13 protein-coding genes are annotated in these 17,433 nt (G+C 70.1%); 1 reads left to right on the plus strand and 12 read right to left on the minus strand.

The window, feature by feature from the left end:
- The 8 genes from rpiB to NAEX_RS02195 all read right to left on the minus strand — a co-directional run bounded on the left by rpiB (position 1) and on the right by NAEX_RS02195 (position 6,141).
- Positions 1 to 441: a ribose 5-phosphate isomerase B gene (rpiB, locus tag NAEX_RS02160; protein ID WP_096325861.1), complete on the minus strand. Its 441-nt coding sequence runs from the start codon at positions 439 to 441 to the stop codon at positions 1 to 3.
- An 8-nt stretch (positions 442 to 449) separates the two neighbouring features.
- Positions 450 to 1,688 (minus strand): beta-ketoacyl-ACP synthase II, encoded by a 1,239-nt coding sequence (gene fabF / locus NAEX_RS02165; protein ID WP_096325862.1) that lies wholly within the window; start codon positions 1,686 to 1,688, stop codon positions 450 to 452.
- A 9-nt stretch (positions 1,689 to 1,697) separates the two neighbouring features.
- On the minus strand, positions 1,698 to 1,943 hold the full coding sequence (gene acpP / locus NAEX_RS02170; protein ID WP_096325863.1) for an acyl carrier protein: 246 nt from the start codon (positions 1,941 to 1,943) through the stop codon (positions 1,698 to 1,700).
- 55 nt (positions 1,944 to 1,998) lie between these two features.
- Positions 1,999 to 2,796 (minus strand): 3-oxoacyl-ACP reductase family protein, encoded by a 798-nt coding sequence (locus tag NAEX_RS02175; RefSeq protein WP_245913579.1) that lies wholly within the window; start codon positions 2,794 to 2,796, stop codon positions 1,999 to 2,001.
- Complete coding sequence (fabD, locus tag NAEX_RS02180) at positions 2,796 to 3,719, minus strand: ACP S-malonyltransferase (protein ID WP_245913581.1); 924 nt, start codon at positions 3,717 to 3,719, stop codon at positions 2,796 to 2,798. Before fabD ends, NAEX_RS02175 begins: the two co-directional genes overlap by 1 nt.
- A gap of 50 nt (positions 3,720 to 3,769) precedes the next feature.
- Positions 3,770 to 4,831, minus strand: a complete 1,062-nt coding sequence (plsX, locus tag NAEX_RS02185) for a phosphate acyltransferase PlsX (protein WP_096325865.1) — start codon at positions 4,829 to 4,831, stop codon at positions 3,770 to 3,772.
- Between the two features lie 6 nt (positions 4,832 to 4,837).
- On the minus strand, positions 4,838 to 5,023 hold the full coding sequence (gene rpmF / locus NAEX_RS02190; protein WP_096325866.1) for a 50S ribosomal protein L32: 186 nt from the start codon (positions 5,021 to 5,023) through the stop codon (positions 4,838 to 4,840).
- 119 nt (positions 5,024 to 5,142) lie between these two features.
- Positions 5,143 to 6,141 carry a YceD family protein gene (locus NAEX_RS02195; protein ID WP_096325867.1) on the minus strand — a complete coding sequence of 333 codons (999 nt, stop codon included), beginning with the start codon at positions 6,139 to 6,141 and terminating at the stop codon, positions 5,143 to 5,145.
- Positions 6,142 to 6,264: 123 nt separating this feature from the next.
- Here NAEX_RS02195 and NAEX_RS02200 point away from each other — a divergent pair, with 123 nt between their 5' ends.
- Positions 6,265 to 10,311 (plus strand): hypothetical protein, encoded by a 4,047-nt coding sequence (locus tag NAEX_RS02200; RefSeq protein ID WP_096325868.1) that lies wholly within the window; start codon positions 6,265 to 6,267, stop codon positions 10,309 to 10,311.
- A 373-nt stretch (positions 10,312 to 10,684) separates the two neighbouring features.
- On the opposite strand, the gene NAEX_RS02205 is transcribed toward NAEX_RS02200, so the two are convergent.
- The 4 genes from NAEX_RS02205 to NAEX_RS51915 form a co-directional block, all read right to left on the minus strand.
- The gene (locus NAEX_RS02205; protein ID WP_170135385.1) at positions 10,685 to 12,403 is read right to left on the minus strand and encodes a DUF4215 domain-containing protein; all 1,719 of its coding nucleotides are present in this window, start codon (positions 12,401 to 12,403) and stop codon (positions 10,685 to 10,687) included.
- Positions 12,404 to 12,639: 236 nt separating this feature from the next.
- A complete protein-coding gene (locus tag NAEX_RS02210; RefSeq protein WP_096325870.1) occupies positions 12,640 to 14,421 on the minus strand; it encodes a DUF4215 domain-containing protein in 1,782 nt (593 codons plus the stop codon).
- A 393-nt stretch (positions 14,422 to 14,814) separates the two neighbouring features.
- Entirely contained in the window at positions 14,815 to 16,581 is a 1,767-nt protein-coding gene (locus NAEX_RS02215) for a DUF4215 domain-containing protein (RefSeq protein WP_096325871.1), read from the minus strand.
- Between the two features lie 330 nt (positions 16,582 to 16,911).
- Positions 16,912 to 17,424: a ComEA family DNA-binding protein gene (locus tag NAEX_RS51915; protein ID WP_211302340.1), complete on the minus strand. Its 513-nt coding sequence runs from the start codon at positions 17,422 to 17,424 to the stop codon at positions 16,912 to 16,914.
- Between the last annotated feature and the right edge of the window lie 9 nt (positions 17,425 to 17,433).

The following is a 17,433-nucleotide window of genomic DNA, read 5'->3' on the forward strand; positions in this document are numbered from 1 at the left end:
CTACCCCCCGGGCTCCAGCTTCTCGACCCGCCGGGCGTGGCGCCCCCCGGCGAAGCGGGCGTCGAGGAAGGTCCTGAGCAGGACCTTCGCCAGCTCGACGCCGACCACCCGCGCGCCCAGGCAGAGCACGTTGGCGTCGTTGTGTTCGCGGGCCATCGCCGCGCTGAACGGATCCATCACCACTGCGGCGCGGATGCCGGCCTGCTTGTTGGCCGCCATGGCCATCCCCTGACCTGTCCCACAGACCAGGAGGCCGACCGAACCAGGCTCGGCCTTCACGCGCCCGCTGACGGCCACCGCGACGTCCGGGTAGTCGACCGACTCGGCGGCGGTCGACGGCCCGGTCTCGCTGGCGACTTCGTGGCCGAACGCCGCGATCGCGACGGCGAGCTCGCGCCGGAGGTCGATCGCCGCGTGGTCGCTGCCGAGGTGAACGCGCATGGTCGGTCTCAACCTGTCCGCTTGAACACGAGGCACGCGTTGGTGCCGCCGAAGCCGAAGCTGTTCGAGAGGGCGACGTCGACCGCGACCTTGCGCGCCTCGTGCGGCACGTAGTCGAGGTCGCACTCGGGGTCGGGGTCGTCGAGGTTGATCGTCGGCGGCAGCACCTCGTGGTGCAGCGCGAGGGCGCAGATCGCCGCCTCGAGCCCGCCGGTGGCCCCGAGCAGGTGGCCGTGCATCGACTTCGTCGACGACACCGCCAGCTTGCGCGCGTGCTCGCCGAACACCGCCTTGATCGCGCCGGTCTCGGTCGCGTCGGCGCCGGTCGAGGTGCCGTGGGCGTTGATGTACCCGACCGCCTCCGGAGGCAGGCCCGCGTCGCGCAGCGCGAGCCGCATGCAGCGCTGCGCGCCCTCACCGTCGGGCGACGGCGCGGTGATGTGATGCGCGTCGGAAGTGGCCGCGTAGCCGACGATCTCGGCGTAGATCCGGGCCCCGCGGGCCTTGGCGCGCTCCCACTCCTCGAGGATCAGGAGCCCCGCGCCTTCGCTGAGGACGAAGCCGTCGCGGCTCAGCGTGAACGGCCGCGACGCCTTGGTGGGCTCGTCGTTGCGGGTCGACAGCGCCCGCATCGACCCGAACCCGCCGACGGCCAGCGGCGAGACCGTCGCCTCGGTGCCGCCGGCGATCATGACGTCGGCGCCGCCGCGGGCGATCAGGTGGAACGCCTCGCCGATGCTGTGCGCGCCGGTCGAGCAGGCCGACACGTGGCTCATGTTCGGCCCGCGGTAGTTGTGGCGGATCGAGATCTGGCCGGGCGCGAGGTTGACGATGATCGCCGGCACGAAGTACGGGCTGATGCCGTGGCGCGGCCCCTTCTCGCGCAGCGAGTCGTGCGTCGACTCGAGGAACGGCAGGCCGCCGAGGCCGGCGCCGACGTAGACGCCGAAGCGCTCGGGGTCGTCGGGCGGCCCGAGCTTCGCGTCCTCGACCGCCATCGCCGCGGCCGCGATCGCGTATTGAATGAAGAGGTCCATCTGCCGGACCTCCTTCTTCGGGATCCACCGCGTCGGGTCGAAGTCACGCACCTCGCCGGCGAAGCGCGTCGTCATCGCGCTCGCGTCGAACCGCGTGATCGGCCCGATCCCCGACTTCCCCGCGCACAAGCTCCGCCAGTTCTCGTCGTTGCCGACGCCCAGCGGGCTGACGAGCCCCACTCCCGTGATCGCGACCCTGCGCCCCGTCACAACGACCTCTCAGGCCTTGCGGCGCGCGCGGATGTAGTTCACCGCGTCGCCGACGGTCTTGATGTTCTCGACCTCTTCGTCGGGGATCTTGATCTCGAAGTGCTCCTCGAACGCGAGGACGAGCTCGACGATCGCCAGCGAGTCGGCGCCGAGGTCGTCGGTGAAGATCTTGTCCAGCGTGCAGTCCTCGGGCTTCACGTCGAGCTGCTCACGGACGATTTCGATGACCTGCTTCTCGATGTCGGTTGTCGTCATAGTGGTTCCCTCTCCAGACGGGTCACAAGCGGCGAACAAAGGCGAACGACGGTTTTCACATGCGCAGGCCGCCGTTGATCGCGAGGACTTGCCCCGTGACGTAGGCGGCGGCCGGCGCGGCCAGGTAAGCGACGGCCTCGGCAACCTCTTCGGGTCGACCGATCCGGCCGAGCGGGATCTGCTTGAGCAGCGCCTCGCGGGCGTCGCCCTGGACGCTCGCGGCGGTCATGTCGGTCTCGAAGAAGCCCGGCGTGACGGCGTTGACCGTCACGCCGCGGCTGGCGAACTCGCGGGCGAGCGAGCGGGTCAGCCCGAGCATGCCGGCCTTGGCGGCGGCGTACATCGCCTGACCGGCGTTGCCCTGCTCGCCGATGACGCTGCTGATGTTGATGATGCGGCCGTCGGCCTTGGCCTTGAGCAGGTGACGAGCGGCCGCCTTGGCGCAGAAGAACGCGCCCTTGAGGTTGACGTCGAGGACGCGCTGGAAGTCGGCCGGCGAGGCGCGCATCAGCAGCGCGTCGATCGAGATCCCGGCGTTGTTGACGAGGATGTGCAGGCCGCCGAGCTCGGCGACGACGCGCTGCACGCCGGCCTCGACCGCGGCGGCGTCGGCGACGTCGAACCCGAACGGCCGGGCCGCGCCGCCCTCGCCGACGATCTCGTCGCACAGCTCGCGGGCGGCGCCCTCGCGGGCGGCGTAGTTGATTGCCACCGTCGCGCCGCGCTGCGCGAGCACGCGGGCGATCGCCCGGCCGATGCCACGCGAAGCCCCGGTGACGAGCGCGACGCGCCCGGTGAGCGCGAGCGACGGCGGCAGCGCCCTGGCTTGAGGATTGGCTTCGTGGCCCGACACTAGGTGCCGAGCTTTAGCACATCGAGGTCCGCCGGGGAACTGACGCCGACGACCGAGAAGCCCTTGTCGATGCGTTTAATCAAGTTGTGGAGCACTTTGCCGTGCCCGAGCTCGAGCCCGCGAGAGATATCCATGCGCATCACCGTTCGCACGCTCGCCTCCCAGCGGACGCGGCCGGTGATCTGGCGAACGAGTCGATCGCGGACGTCTTGCGGACCGCCCGTCGTCGGATACGGCTCGGCATCGACGTTCGCGATCACGGGCGCACGCGGCGCGGAGATGTCGATGTCGGCGAGCGCCGCGGCGACGCGCTCGGCCGCCGGCTGCATCAACGCGCAGTGGAACGGCGCCGACACGTTGAGCTTCATCGCTTTCGCGCGACCTTCCTTCGCGCGCGCGACCACTCGCTCGACCGCCGCCGCGTGCCCGGCGATCACGATCTGCCCGCCGCCGTTCTCGTTGGCAGGGCTGACGACCTCGCCCCCGACGCTGGCGTCCACGCACCACTGCTCGAGCGCGGCCGGGTCGGCGCCCATCACCGCCGCCATCGCGCCGACGCCCGCCGGCACGGCCTCTTGCATCGCGAGGCCGCGCAGCCGCACCAGCTTGACCGCGTCGACGAACGACAGCGCGCCCGCGGCGACCAGGGCCGAGAACTCGCCGAGGCTGTGACCGAGCAGCGCCGCAGGCTGCAGCCCGAGCTCGCTCGTGACCACCGTCCACGCGGCGACGCTGCAAGTGAGGATCGCCGGCTGGGTGTTGGCGGTCTGCGCCAGCGCCTCGGCCGGGCCCTCGAAGCACAGCCGCGACAGCGGCTCGCCGAGCGCGTCGTCGGCCTCGGCGAACACGCGCCGCGCGGCCGGGAACGCCTCCGCGAGCGCCTTGCCCATGCCGGGCTCCTGGCTGCCCTGACCGGGGAACATGAACGCGAGCGGCCGGGCGACCCCAGCACGGTCCGAAGAGACATGTTCATTCATGCAGGTGATTCCTCGCGCTTGGCCGCGGCGAACAGCTCGCGGTGATCGCCGATCGCGGCCCGCAGCGCCGGCGTGAGGTCGCGCGCCGCGTAGTCGGCGGCGATCCGGATCCCGCCCGCGAGCGCCTTCGGCCCGGCGCCGCCGTGACAGATGATCGCGACCCCGTCGACGCCGAGCAGCGGCGCGCCGCCGTACGAGTCGGGGTCGAGCTGCTCGCCGAGGGCGCGGAAGGCCGGGCGCAGGATCAGCCCGCCGAGCTTCGTGCGCGCGGTCTGCATCACCGCCGCCCGCAAGAACCCGACGATCCCGCTCGCGGTGCCCTCCATCACCTTCAGCGCGACGTTGCCCGTGAACCCGTCGGTGACGATGACGTCGACGGTGTCTTTAAAGAAGTCCTTGCCCTCGACGTAGCCGTGGAAGGAAAACGCCGGGCTCGGGTGGGCCGACAGCAGGCGGTGCACCGCGCGCGTGAGGTCGGTGCCCTTGCCCTCCTCGCTGCCGTTCGACAGCACGCCGACGCGCGGCTTCTTGCCGTGAGCGGTGCTGGAGAAGATCGCCCCCATCACCGCGAACTGCACGAGGTTGATCGGCTTGCACTCGACGTTCGCGCCCATGTCGATCAGCACGCACGGACCGCCCTTCGGCCGCGGGAAGCTCGAGACGATCGCCGGGCGGTCGATCCCCTTGAGCCGGCCGAAGCGGAACAGCCCGCAGGCGAGCATCGCCCCCGAGTTGCCGGCCGAGACCACCGCGGCCGCCTGACCGCGGCGGACCAGGTCGAAGCACACGAGCATCGACGCGTCGGGCTTGGAGCGGACCACCTTGGAGGGGGTGTCCTCCATGGTGATCGTCTCCGACGCGTGGTGGACGGTGATCCCGTCCTCGCCGTCGTAGCGAGAGATCCCGAGCAGCGCGAGCTGCGGAACGAGGCGCGCCCGGTCGCCGACGAGGATCACCTCTTGCCCGGCGCGCGCGGCGAGGACTGCGGCCTCGACCTCGACGAAGGGACAGTGATCACCGCCGAAGGCGTCGAGCGCGATCTTCCTCGTCGCCGCCACCTCTTATTACTCTTGCGCGATCGTGATCACCTCACGGCCCTTGTAGTGGCCGCAGGCCGGGCAAACGTGGTGGCTACGCACGCGCTCCTGGCAGTTCGGGCAGGCGACGAGGGTCGGCGCCGAGCGCTTGTCGTGGTGGGCGCGCCGCATGTCGCGACGGGACTGGGACTTCTTCTTCTTGGGGACAGCCATGACACGAACCGCCTTGGAAGCGGGGGCGGGAGTCTAGCGCTTTTCCCAGCGCCACAATCGGCGCTGGGGGCGATAGAGCGCCCGGAGGACCTGAGATAACTCAAACCTCCGGGCAGGGATCACTGCTTCTTCTTGCCGGGGGCGGGCCGCGCCGACGGCTTCGTCGCGGGCTTGCCGGAGGACCCGCGGGTCGCCTTGCCCGACTTGTGGCCCGTTTGGGCGGGCGCCTTGCCCGTGCTCGACTTGCTCGCGGCCGCCGACTTGCCGGCCGCGCCCGACTTGCTCGTCGGGGACGATCTGCTCGCCGGTTCGCCGGCTCCCTTGCCGGCCAATGGGGTTTTGTCGCCGGGCCGCGGCTCGGGCTCGCCGAACCCGGGATCGAATTCGTCGTCGCCGGGAATAGGTCCGGAGAAGGCCTGGTTGTCGGCGTCGGTGTCGTCGTCCTCGTCCACGCCCGCATCGGCCAGCTGCCGCAAGGCCGCCTGCCACGAGGTCGTGGGCTTCGCCGGCGCCTCGCCCTCGCCCTCGTCCTTGTCCTCGAGGGTGACGAGCGGCACCTGTGCGTCGGCCGCTCCGCACGCCGCGCACGGCCCCAGCGGCTGACCGTTCAGCTCGGCGCCGCAGTGCATGCAGAGCCCGCGGCACGCCTCGCCGAAGGCGCACAGCGCCCGGATCGGATAGCTCAGCAGCACCTGCTCGACGAGCAGCGGCCGCAAATCGATGCGCGTGCCCGAGAAGCTGCGCTCGTCCGGCGACTCGGTCTCGCTGTCCTCGTCGTCGGCGTCGCCGACGCGATCGCGGACGAAGTGGACGCAAATCTCCCCGCCCGCCGAGACCGCCGCCGGCGCCAGGCACCGGGCGCAGGGGACGCTGTAGCCGCCCTGGATGGTGCCACGGACCAGATAGCTGGTGCCCTCGCCGATCGCCGTGACTTCGAGCGACGTGGAGCCGGCGCTCGTGACTTCGGCGTCGGTGTGCGCCAGCACCGTCTTCATCCACGGCGCGGGTAGCTCCGCCTGGATGACGTAGGGGCCCGGCCCGGAGCGAGCCAGGGCCACGAGATCGAGGTCAAGCTCCGGCGGGAGCTGCGTGCCGTCGTCGCGGGTCGCGGCCTTCATCCGGCCGCATGTAGCGCGTGGCGCCAGGGCTGTCAAACCGCCGCCAGCCCGGATCCTTTCGCCGCCAGCCCCGGATCCTTTGGTTGACACGGCAAACGCGGATTGGCTATTGCCTCCCGGCCCTTGGTCGCCTCTGAGCCCACTGCGCGCCTCGGAGGCGCCGACGCGAGCCCCCGACTCGACGCCTCGCTCGCCGAGCCCGCGCGCCCGCGCGTGCTCGAGGCCGGTGACCGTCGCTCGCGCGTGCTCGCGGTGTCGTGCCTGGTCGGCGCCTGTCTGATCGGACTTGTCCCTCAGGACAGCCACGCCCGCACCCGCACCGGCGCGCTCGGGGTCGTCGCCCCGCCCGCGCCGCCGCTGCTGCCGAGCCTGCGCGCCGCCCCGGGCCTGCGCGCCGCCGACCTGGTCGCCGGCCTCGGCGCGCCGCTGCTGCTCGGGCCGCCGCCGCGCGCCACCCCGCGGCGCCTGCCGGGGGAGCCGCCGCCCGAGCCGCCGCCCAGCAGCGAGCCCGCCGAGGCGCCTGCGGAACCTGCCCCCGAGGACATGTCCCCAGCGCCAGCGCCTTCGGGACCTGGCCCTTCGGCCAGCCCGCTGACCCGCCCGGCGCCCAACCTGCAGCCGGCGCCCGAGGGCGAGGGCGAAGCCGCCGAAGCCGAGCCGCCGACGCCCGCCCCCGCCCCCGCGGCGGACGGCCAGCTGTTCGCGCCGATCACCACCACCGAGCCCAAGGCCGAGCCCGAGCCGCAGGAAGAGACCCCGCGCTTCGTCAAGGGCAAGAGCGTCCCGCCGTTCTGGATCGACCGCACCTACACGACGCACCGCACGCGCGCGCTGACGCTGCCGCCGCTGTTCTTCCACCGCACCGGCACCGCCAACCACCCGGAGAAGCTGTTCCACTTCAACCTGTCCCTCACGACAGGTTGGTACAGCCAGCGGACCGCCAAGCGGCGCTGGCTGTCGCCGGCGATCCTGTTCTTCGGCTCGTTCAGCGAGCGCACCAGCGGCTGGGGCGCGGTCGCGCTGTTGATGGGCTACAAGCGGGTCGGCGAGCAGTACAGCTTCGGCCAGTTCCCGTTCGTCTGGCGGTGGGGCAACAAGTCGGTCAAGAACCTGGTCGTCGTCCCGTTCCACTACCACCAGAAGACGCCCGACAGCATGCGCGGCTTCTCGGCGGTGCTGTTCTGGTACGGCCACAAGAACACCACCGACAAGGACCCGCTCAACGACCTGCGCTACTTCGTCGGCTTCCCGCTGTTCTACCGCGTGACCCGCGGGCCGAGCACCGTCAACGTCGGCGTGCCGCTGTACCTCGGCGGGCAGAACAAGGCCCGCGGGGTCAAGTGGCACACCGTGCTGCCGTTCGTGCACTGGCAGTCGAGCGAGTACGGCAACCGCAAGGACCTGTGGACGCTGCTGTACGTGCAGCGCAGCGACAAGGCCCGCAGCCGGCGCTCGTGGGCCGTGCCGCCGCTGCTCACGTTCTCGCGCCAGACGCCGACGCGCAAGCTGTTCTCGGCCACGCCGCTGGTGTGGCGGGCCGAGAACCGCGACCGCGGCAGCGTCGCCTGGTCGGTGTTCCCGTGGGTAAGCTACCGCGACCCCGAGCAGCGCAACCGGGTGTTCTTCCCGCTGTTCTGGCAGTTCGGCGACGTCAAGGCCGGCGTCACCAGCAGCGTGTTCGTGCCCCTCGTGTACGCGCGCAAGAGCCCGCAGGAGACGCGGGTCTACACGCTGCTCGGCGGCGGCCGCTCGGGCAAGGACGGCCGCTGGGGCTTCGGCATCACCCCGCTCCTCACCTTCGTGCGCAACGAGCCGGGCGGCAAGAGCTTCCAGGTCGTCACGCCGCTGTTCGGCCACTCGCACGACCCGAGCGCCTTCGGCGGCAAGGGCTCGCGCACCGTCTCGGCCGCGGTGCTCGGCTACTACAGCCGCCGCGGCGAGCGCTGGGACGCCGGCTTCGCCCCGCTCGCGTTCGTCGGCCGCGACGGCACCCGCTCGTACCAGACCATCACCCCGCTGTTCTGGCACCGCCGCGACACCGACCCGCAGAACCCGAGCGACCTGTGGGTGCTCGGCCCGGCCTACGCCAAGAAGGTCAAGACCGGCGGCCACGGCGGCCTCGCCCCGCTGGTGTTCGCCGGCCGCGACGACAAGTTCCGCTACGGCATCGTCCCGCCGCTGCTGTTCGGCCACGTCCACGACGTCGAGGCCCAGCGCTCGCGCACGGTCTCGCTGGTGTTCGCCCGCGACAAGGGCCCCGACCACCGCACGCTCGGCGTCCTCAACCTGTTCTGGGACGTGAAGCGCCCCGGCGGCGAGCGCCACACCGCCCTGTTCCCGCTGTTCTACCGCCGCCAGAAGGACGGCAAGGCGCTCACCCTCACCCCGCTGGGCGGCGCCTACCGCACGCCGGAGCAGCGCACCTGGTCGGCCGCCGCGCTGCTCTACGGCTTCCGCGGCTACAAGGATCCGACCCGCCGCGGCTTCGGCCTGATCCCGCTGGTCTTCTACGACCGCCGCAAGGTCGAGGGCGGCGTCGCCAGCAACCTCGTGGTCGCGCCGCTGTTCGCTCGCCACCGCGCGCCGAGCGAAGACCTCGACATGTGGTCGCCGCTGGTCTGGCGCACGGCCACCCGCGGCGAGAAGCCGCGCAAGAACCTCGCCGTCGTCCCGTTCTACTTCCGCCAGCGCCAGCCCGAGGGCATCGACGTCGACGCCGGCCTGGTGCTGCCGTTCTTCTACAGCCGCGACAAGGTCCGGCGCACGCACACGATCATCGCCGGCCCGGCGTTCCACCGCCTGACCCGCACCTCGCTCAACGCCGGCGTGGTGCCCGTCTACTGGTGGCACGACTCGGTCGAGAAGCGGCGCCTGATCTCGCTGCCCCTCATCTTCCACCAGGCCGACAAGAACAAGCTCGAGCACACCACCATCGCCGTGCCGCTGTGGTTCGACCGCCGCCGCGCCAACGGTCGCCGCTCGTGGGTCGCGTTCCCGTTCGTGGTCGGCGTCAAGGGTCAGTTCAACTTCACGCGCTTCAGCCTGACCCCGCCGATCTTCTTCGACATCTTCCGCCTGCAGAAGAACTACCGCTTCACCGGCGTGGTCCCGTTCGCGTTCCGCTACCAGAAGTGCGGCTTCCGCGAGGAGGACGACGATCGTTGCCGCTACACGCTGTGGGGCTCGTGGCCGCTGTTCCTCTACGGCAAGGACGGCAAGGGCCGCACGAGCCACGGCGCGCTGATGCTCTACTACTTCGACAAGGACCCGGGCGGCCGCCGGTTCCTCACCCTGCTCGGCGGCGCCAACGTGCGCCCGGGCGAGCGCCTCACCTGGTACGCGCTCAACTTCGGCCACACCACCACGCGGCAGTTCAAGACCACCGTCTTCTTCCCGCTGTTCTTCCGCAAGGCCTACCGGACCAAGGATCGCAGCACCACGGTCGTCCTGCCGCCGCTGTTCGTCGGGGCCCACCGAGAGGACTACCGGTGGTTCCAGGCCGGCCTGATGGTGTGGAACTTCCGCCGGCCGCACAAGGTGACGACCGTGGTCGCGCCGCCGCTCTTCTACACCGCGCACAGCTACGCCGAGCGGCGCATGACGTGGCTCCTCCCGCTGTTCCTGCGCGACAACAACTGGGCCAAGGACACGACCTTCACCAGCGTCTTCCCGGCCCTCCTGTTCCAGCGCCGGCGCGGCCAGGACAACGACTGGGTCCAGTTCCCGCTGATCTGGCACATCGAGCGCGGCGAGAACTCGGGCACCTTCGGCGCCTTCTTGTGGTGGGACATCCGCCGCAAGGGCCGCGTCACCCAGGTCGTCCCGGCCCTGTGGGCGCGCCACCGCGGCCGCGGTCGCGACGTCCAGGTCGTCGGCCCCGGCCTCGGCTGGTGGTGGCGCGACGAACAGCCGATCCGCGACGCCCAGGGCGAGAGCATCGGCACCAAGAAGGGCCTCCACTGGCGCGCCCTGTTCGGCATCCTCGGCGGCGGCAACGACGGCGTCCAGCGCTACTTCTCGCTGTTCGGCGGCCGGATCCCCCTGCGCCCCAAAGCCGTGTGGGAGCCCCGCCGCAAGCGGCTCAAGGCCGCCCAGCAGCCCGCCCCCAAGGCCCTGCCCGCCGCGGCGCCGGCCGGCCCGGCGACCCCGCCGGTCGAGAAGAAGCCCTGAGCGACCGCCGACCCCGGCGGATGCTCGGGGACATGTCGCTTCGGGCATGTCCGAGCGCCCATGTTCGTCCGGACATGCCCGTCCGCGCATGCTGGAAGGGACATGGCCCTGTCCCCCGTCTTTGCGCCGCGAAACCTGCGCCGGACGTCGAGGGCACCGCGCATCACCGGGTCCGCGTCGCGGCCGACGCAGCCCACCACGCGGCGCGGCGCCTCGACGCGCCCGCCGCCCGTCCGCTCGCGGTTCGACGCCAGCGCCTCAGGCCGCGGCGGCGCCGAGCTCGCGTCCCCGGGTCGCTTTTCTATCGAAAAAAAGCCCGAGGGCCCCGGAGCGGCGCTCCGGAGCCCTCGTCGTGCGCGCAGCGAGGCGCGGCTCACATCGGCTGGACGCCGCAGTCGTCGACCTCGCTCGGGATGCAACCCTCGCAGTCCCAGCGGAAGTTGTCGAGCAGCGTGGCCGTCGACAGGTACTGGTCGGACATGTCGGCCAGGAAGAAGCCGATGGTGATCTCGGCGCCCGGCTGCACGCCGCCCTTGGCCGTGAACCAGTCGGAGCACGCGTGCTGCTCGTACCCGGTGCCGGCCAGCTGCGGCTCGTTGTACGTGTAGCCCGGGCCGTCGAAGTACGGGTCGAGCGCGGTGATCGAGATCGGCAGGCCCTTCGTCGGGTCGTTCGGGTCGGGGATGAAGGTGACGTTGCCGCTGTACGGATCGATCGGCGGGTTGGCGTTCGGGTCGTCCGGCGTCGGGTCGACCTGGTAGGCGATCAGCAGGTCGTTCCACGAGGTGCCGACGTAGTTCGGCCACTCGGCCGAGCAGAACGCGAACTCGAAGGTGTAGCCGTAGGTCCCCGGCGGCACGACGGTCTTGAAGCTGAAGTAGATGCGGTCGTTGCCGTCGGCGGCGGTCATCTCCCACTGCGCCTGGATCGTGTCGGAGCAGTCGTTGTCGCCCGCACCGTTGTCGCAGTTCATGAACGGCGTGCCGCCGACGCCGTTGTTGCTGCCGTTCTTGGCCTTGAAGGGCAGCGGCAGCGGCATGTCGTCGGGGTTGCCGTTGTTCGTGGTGCCCTGGTTGTTCGGCGCCTCGATGACGACGCCCTCGGCGTTCGGCGTGGCGATCTCACCGGTCGAGATGATGAGGAAGGCGTCGCCCTCGCGCGGGCTGTACAGCCGCTGGTTCGGCGTCTGCGGGTCGTTGTCGTGGTCGAACATGTAGGTGCCGTAGCCCTTGGCCACCTGCCAGCTCACGTTGACCGGGTTGGAGTGCTGGAAGTCGGACGTGATGATCGAGTTGTTCGGCGCGGCGTTGCAGATGCCCATCGCCTTCAGCATGTTCGTCTTGTCGCCCTTGTTGGTGATCACGTCCGGCGTGTTGTCACACGTGACGTAGTCGGCGGGCGCCTGGCAGTTGGCCGGGAAGAACGGCGTGCAGTTGTTGAGGCAGAAGTCCTGCGGGCCGCCGTTGACCATGTTGCCGTCGTCGCACTGCTCGCCCCGCTCCTTGATGCCGTTGCCGCACATCGCCGGCGTGAACGTGCAGTCCGGCTCGCAGCCGTCGCCCGGGTCCTGGTTGCCGTCGTCGCACTGCTCGGGATCCTCGACCGTGCCGTTGCCGCAGTCCTGCTGCGGCGTCGCGGTGAGGCAGTCCGCGCTGCACTCGTCCCCGTCCTCGGTGTTGCCGTCGTCGCACGCCTCGCCCTGCTCGACCGTGCCGTTGCCGCACACCGCGGTGATGACGCAGCCCGGCTCACAACCGTCGCCCTCCACGTCGTTGCCGTCGTCGCACTCCTCGTTGCCCTCCTGCACGCCGTTGCCGCACTCCGGCATCGCGCTCTCCGTCGTCGACGACGACGTCTCGTCGGTCGTGGTGGAGGTGGTGGTCGTCACGTCGGTCGTGCCCTGCGTCTCGCCCACGCTGATGCCCGTCGTCGGCGTCGTCGTCGGCGTCGTCTCACTCTCCGAGTTGCTGTTGCTCCCCGGCGTCGCGTTGTTGGTGTCGGTGGTGTCGCCCGAGGTGTTGCCCTCGGTCTGGCCATCCGTGACGCCGGTGATGTTGTCGACGGCGTCACCGCACGCCGCGAGCGCGGTCACACAAAGTCCGGTAGAGAAGAGTCGAAGCATGGAAGTCTTCATGGTCATCGTCCTGGGTTCTAAGGTCTTGGCCAACCGCACGGGCCTGGCCGATCGTTGCCAGCGTTTCTCATTCGCCAGACCCTTTCAAGGGCGTAAGTCCGCCAGGCGCGACGTCGTGCTCGCGACACATCACACGCTTTAACGGCGAAGCGGGCCGCGCCCGGAGGTGCGACCCGCTCCGCACGCCACATCCCTCACATCGGCTGGACGCCGCAGTCGTCGACCTCGCTCGGGATGCAACCCTCGCAGTCCCAGCGGAAGTTGTCGAGCAGCGCGACCGTGGTCAGGTACTGATCGGACATGTCCGCCAGGAAGAAGCCGATCGTGACCTCGGCGCCCGGCTGCACGCCGCCCTTGGCGGTGAACCAGTCGGAGCAGGCGTGCTGCTCGAAGCCCGTGCCCGCCAGCTGCGGCTCGGCGTAGGTGTAACCGGGGCCGTCGTAGTACGGATCGAGCGCGGTGATGGTCAGCGGCAGGCCGCTGTCCGGGTTGTTCGGGTTGGGGATGAAGGTGACGTTGCCGCTGTACGGATCGACCGGCGGGTTCTGGTTCGGGTCGTCCGCCGTCGGGTCGACCTGATACGCGATCAGCAGGTCGTTATAGGACGAGCCGACCCAGCTCGGCCACTCGGCCGAGCAGAACACGAAGTCGAACGTGTAGCCGTACGTGCCCGGCGGCACCGTCGTGTTGAAGGTGAAGTAGATGCGGTCGTTGGCGTTGCCGTTCGTCATCGCCCACTGCGCCTGCAGCGTGTCCGAGCAGTCCTTGTCGCCGTTCGGGACGCCGTTGTCGCAGTTCTGGAACGGGGTGCCGCCGGCGCCGTTGTTGCTGCCGTTCTGGTTCTTGAACGGCGGCGGCAGCGGGACCTGATTGACGTTGCCGTCGGGGTTGCCGTTGTTGTCGTGCGTCTGCGAGTTGGGCGCCTCGACGACCACGCCCTGCCCGTTCGGCGCGGCGATGAAGCCGGACGACAGCATCAGGAACGCGTCGCCCTCGCGCGGGCTGTAGAGCAGCTGGTTCGGCGTCTGCGGGTCGTTGTCGTGATCGTAGGTGTACGTGCCGAAGCCCTTCGCCACCTGCCAGCTGTTGTCGACCGCCTGCGAGAACTGGAAGTTCGAGGTCATGATCGAGTTGTTCGGCGCGACGTTGCAGATGCCGATCGCCTTGAGGGCGTTGGTCTTGTCGGCCTTGTTGGTGACCACGTCCGGCGTGTTGTCGCAGGTCACGTAATCGGCCGGCGCCTGGCAGTTGGCCGGGAAGAACGGCGTGCAGTTGTTGAGGCAGAAGTCGCCGGGACCGCCGTTGACCATGTTGCCGTCGTCGCACTGCTCGCCCCGCTCCTTGATGCCGTTGCCGCACTCGGCCGGCGTGAACGTGCAGTCGGGCTCGCAACCATCGCCGGGATCGACGTTGCCGTCGTCACACTGCTCGGGATCCTCGACGGTGCCGTTGCCGCAGTCCTGCTGCGGAGTCGCGGTGAGGCAGTCCGCGCTGCACTCGTCGCCGTCCTCGGTGTTGCCGTCGTCGCAGGCCTCGCCGCCCTCGACCTGGCCGTTGCCGCACACCGCCGTGATCGTACAGGTCGGCTCACAACCGTCGCCCTCGACGTCGTTGCCGTCGTCACACTCCTCGCTGCCCTCCTGCACGCCGTTGCCACACTCCGGCATCGCCTCGGTCACGCCCTCGGTCTCGGTCCCCGTCGACGTCGTCGTCGCGTCCGTGGTCGTGCCGTCGGTGGTGCCCTGCGTGTCGCTGTCGCTGATGCCCGTCGTCGGCGACTCGGTCGTCGGCGCGCTGTCCGACTCGGTGGCGCTGCCCGGCGTGAGGTTCGAGTCGTTCGTCGTCGTCGTCGTGTCGTCGCCCTGAGTCTGGCCCTCCGACGCGGTGGAGACGTTGCTGCCGTCGTCACCGCACGCAGCGAGCGCGGAGGCGATGAAACCAGTCGTAAGAAGTCGAATGATCGGTCGAGTCGTCATGGTTGAGTCCTACTCGCAGAGAAGCGGCCGTCCTCGAATGCGTGACGGCAACGCCACGATTTCCCATATTCCACGGTTGATCAAGCCGGGACATGCGCGGGTCCGCCGACGACGCAGCGACCCGATCGCGACGCCGGACGTCAGTCACTGGACCGCTGCGGGGGCGCAGGACGCACGAACTTGCGCGTGATGCCCAAGCGCGCGCCGTTACGCCGCCGCAAGCTCGGCGGCCGCTCCGCCCGAACGAGCGCGCAATCGACGATTGGACGTCACGATTGTTCGACTCGCTCGATTCGCCGCAACGTCACATTCACGAATGTCACAGTCAAGAGACGCGACGAGGCGCGCACGTCGCCGTGCGCGCCTCGCCGGTCGCTCACGCCTGCGCGGCGATCACATCGGCTGGACGCCGCAGTCGTCGACCTCGCTCGGGACGCAACCCTCGCAGTCCCAGCGGAAGTTGTCGAGCAGCGTGGCCGTCGACAGGTACTGGTCGGACATGTCGGCCAGGAAGAAGCCGATGGTGATCTCGGCGCCCGGCTGCACGCCGCCCTTGGCCGTGAACCAGTCGGAGCACGCGTGGGTCTCGAAGCCGGTGCCGGCCAGCTGCGGCTCGTTGCCGGTGTAGCCCTGCTGGATGAAGTACGGGTCGAGCGCGGTGATCGTGATCGGCAGGCCCTTCGTCGGGTCGTTCGGGTCGGGGATGAAGGTGACGTTGCCGCTGTACGGATCGATCGGCGGGTTGGCGTTCGGGTCGTCCGGCGTCGGGTCGACCTGGTAGGCGATCAGCAGGTCGTTGAACACGCTGTCGACGTAGACCGGCCACTCGGCCGAGCAGAACGCGAACTCGAAGGTGTAGCCGTAGGTCCCCGGCGGCACGACGGTCTTGAAGCTGAAGTAGATGCGGTCGTTGCCGTCGGCGTTGGTCATCTCCCACTGCGCCTGGATCGTGTCGGAGCAGTCGTTGTCGCCCGCACCGTTGTCGCAGTTCATGAACGGCGTGCCACCCTGGCCGTTGTTGCTGCCGTCCTGGGCCTTGAAGGGCGCCGGCAGCGGGCCGCCGTCGGGGTTGCCGTTGTTCGTGGTGCCCTGGTTGTTCGGCGCCTCGATGACGATGCCGTCGGCGTTCGGCGCGACGATGTCGCCGTTCGAGATGATGAGGAAGGCGTCGCCCTCGCGCGGGCTGTAGAGGCGCTGGTTCGGCGTCTGCGGATCATTGTCATGATCGAACATGTAGGTGCCGTAGCCCTTGGCCACCTGCCAGCTCTTGTTGACCGGGTTCGAGTGCTGGAAGTCGGACGTGATGATCGAGTTGTTCGGCGCGGCGTTGCAGATGCCCATCGCCTTCAGCATGTTCGTCTTGTCGCCCTTGTTGGTGATCACGTCCGGCGTGTTGTCACACGTGACGTAGTCGGCGGGCGCCTGGCAGTTGGCCGGGAAGAACGGCGTGCAATTGTTGAGGCAGAAGTCCTGCGGGCCGCCGTTGACCATGTTGCCGTCGTCGCACTGCTCGCCCCGCTCCTTGATGCCGTTGCCGCACATCGCCGGCGTGAACGTGCAGTCCGGCTCGCAGCCGTCGCCCGGGTCCTGGTTGCCGTCGTCGCACTGCTCGGGATCCTCGACCGTGCCGTTGCCGCAGTCCTGCTGCGGCGTCGCGGTGAGGCAGTCCGCGCTGCACTCGTCCCCGTCCTCGGTGTTGCCGTCGTCGCACGCCTCGCCCTGCTCGACCGTGCCGTTGCCGCACACCGCGGTGATGACGCAGCCCGGCTCACAACCGTCGCCCTCCACGTCGTTGCCGTCGTCGCACTCCTCGTTGCCCTCCTGCACGCCGTTGCCGCACTCCGGCATCGCGCTCTCCGTCGTCGAGGTCTCGTCGGTCGTCGACGTCGTCGAGGTCTCTCCCTCGGTGGTGGTCGCATCCGTCGTGGCCTGCGTGTCACTCACCCCCATGCCGGTGGTCGGCGAGGTGGTGGTCGGCCCCGACTGGGTCTCCGAATTGCCGCCGGGACCGGCCGTCGTGTCCCCGCCGTCGGTCGTCGCGCCACCCTCGGTGTTGTTGGCCGTGGCGCCCGTGAGCCCGCCGCCGTCCTCGCCGCAAGCGACCAGCGTGGCGGCGCAGAACCCAGCAGTGAGAAGGCGAATGATGGGTCGAATCTTCATGGTCCGTGAATTCCTGAACGAGGTGCGCCCGAGCACGGGCGCGGACTTGCGTGCCACAGCGGTGTCCGCGCGACACGGATTGAAACAACGGCGCCACGATTTCGGACTTCGTCGATCCGATCAAGCGTCGGCCGACGTGGTACTCGCAGGCTGAGCCATACGTCGCCTGCGGCCAATTCAGGCGCGTACGAGCGCCTACGGCGCGACGCCGTCCGCTCGGCCGCATACGACACGTGATTTTACCTTCGGTCGCTTCCTCACACGCAGACGCCGCCCGCGTGCGCGCAGACTCACGACATGGCCTTTCCGCCCTGTGCTTTCGCACCTGGCCTAAAGGCCCTGTCCGCGGGTCTCCACCTGGGCCCGCGGGCGAACAGCGGTCAGCCGCGCAGGACCGATCCCGCGCACGCGCTGCAAGTCGTCGACCGTGGCGTAAGGTCTTCCTTCGATGATCCGCCGCGCGAGCTCGGGACCGATCCCCGGCAAACTCTCGAGCTCGCTGGCCGACGCGTGATTGAGATCTACGGGGATCGCCAGCGCCGCGAGATCCTCGCCGCGCATGCGGCTCCAGCCGTCGGTGCCCGGCCGCGGCGACGTCGCGGCACACAGCGAGTCGCGCGTCACCGCGTCGCCGTGCATCAGCGCGGCGCTCGACGACCCGGCGCCGCACAGCGCCGCGACGTCGCGCGGCGCCTCGTCGTCGCAGCGCAGCACGCCGTCGACCTCGACCGCGAAGTCGCACGCCGTGCGCACCAGCAGCGCCGGCGCGGTCGGCCGCAGCCAGGCGGCCAGCGCCACGACGAGCGCGGCGACCAGCGCGACGATCGCCCCGACGCGGACCACCGCGGCGAC

The sequence above is a fragment of the Nannocystis exedens genome (genome assembly GCF_002343915.1).
Lineage (GTDB): Bacteria > Myxococcota_A > Polyangia > Nannocystales > Nannocystaceae > Nannocystis > Nannocystis exedens.

What these genes read in the sequence shown, in the direction of transcription:
- NAEX_RS02195 (WP_096325867.1), bottom strand. Translation starts at nt 6,141, where the DNA reads ATGAAGGCCGCGACCCGCGACGACGGCACGCAGCTCCCGCCGGAGCTT.
- NAEX_RS02215 (WP_096325871.1), bottom strand. Translation starts at nt 16,581, where the DNA reads ATGAAGATTCGACCCATCATTCGCCTTCTCACTGCTGGGTTCTGCGCC.
- NAEX_RS02210 (WP_096325870.1), bottom strand. Translation starts at nt 14,421, where the DNA reads ATGACGACTCGACCGATCATTCGACTTCTTACGACTGGTTTCATCGCC.
- acpP (WP_096325863.1), bottom strand. Translation starts at nt 1,943, where the DNA reads ATGACGACAACCGACATCGAGAAGCAGGTCATCGAAATCGTCCGTGAG.
- fabD (WP_245913581.1), bottom strand. Translation starts at nt 3,719, where the DNA reads ATGTTCCCCGGTCAGGGCAGCCAGGAGCCCGGCATGGGCAAGGCGCTC.
- rpmF (WP_096325866.1), bottom strand. Translation starts at nt 5,023, where the DNA reads ATGGCTGTCCCCAAGAAGAAGAAGTCCCAGTCCCGTCGCGACATGCGG.
- rpiB (WP_096325861.1), bottom strand. Translation starts at nt 441, where the DNA reads ATGCGCGTTCACCTCGGCAGCGACCACGCGGCGATCGACCTCCGGCGC.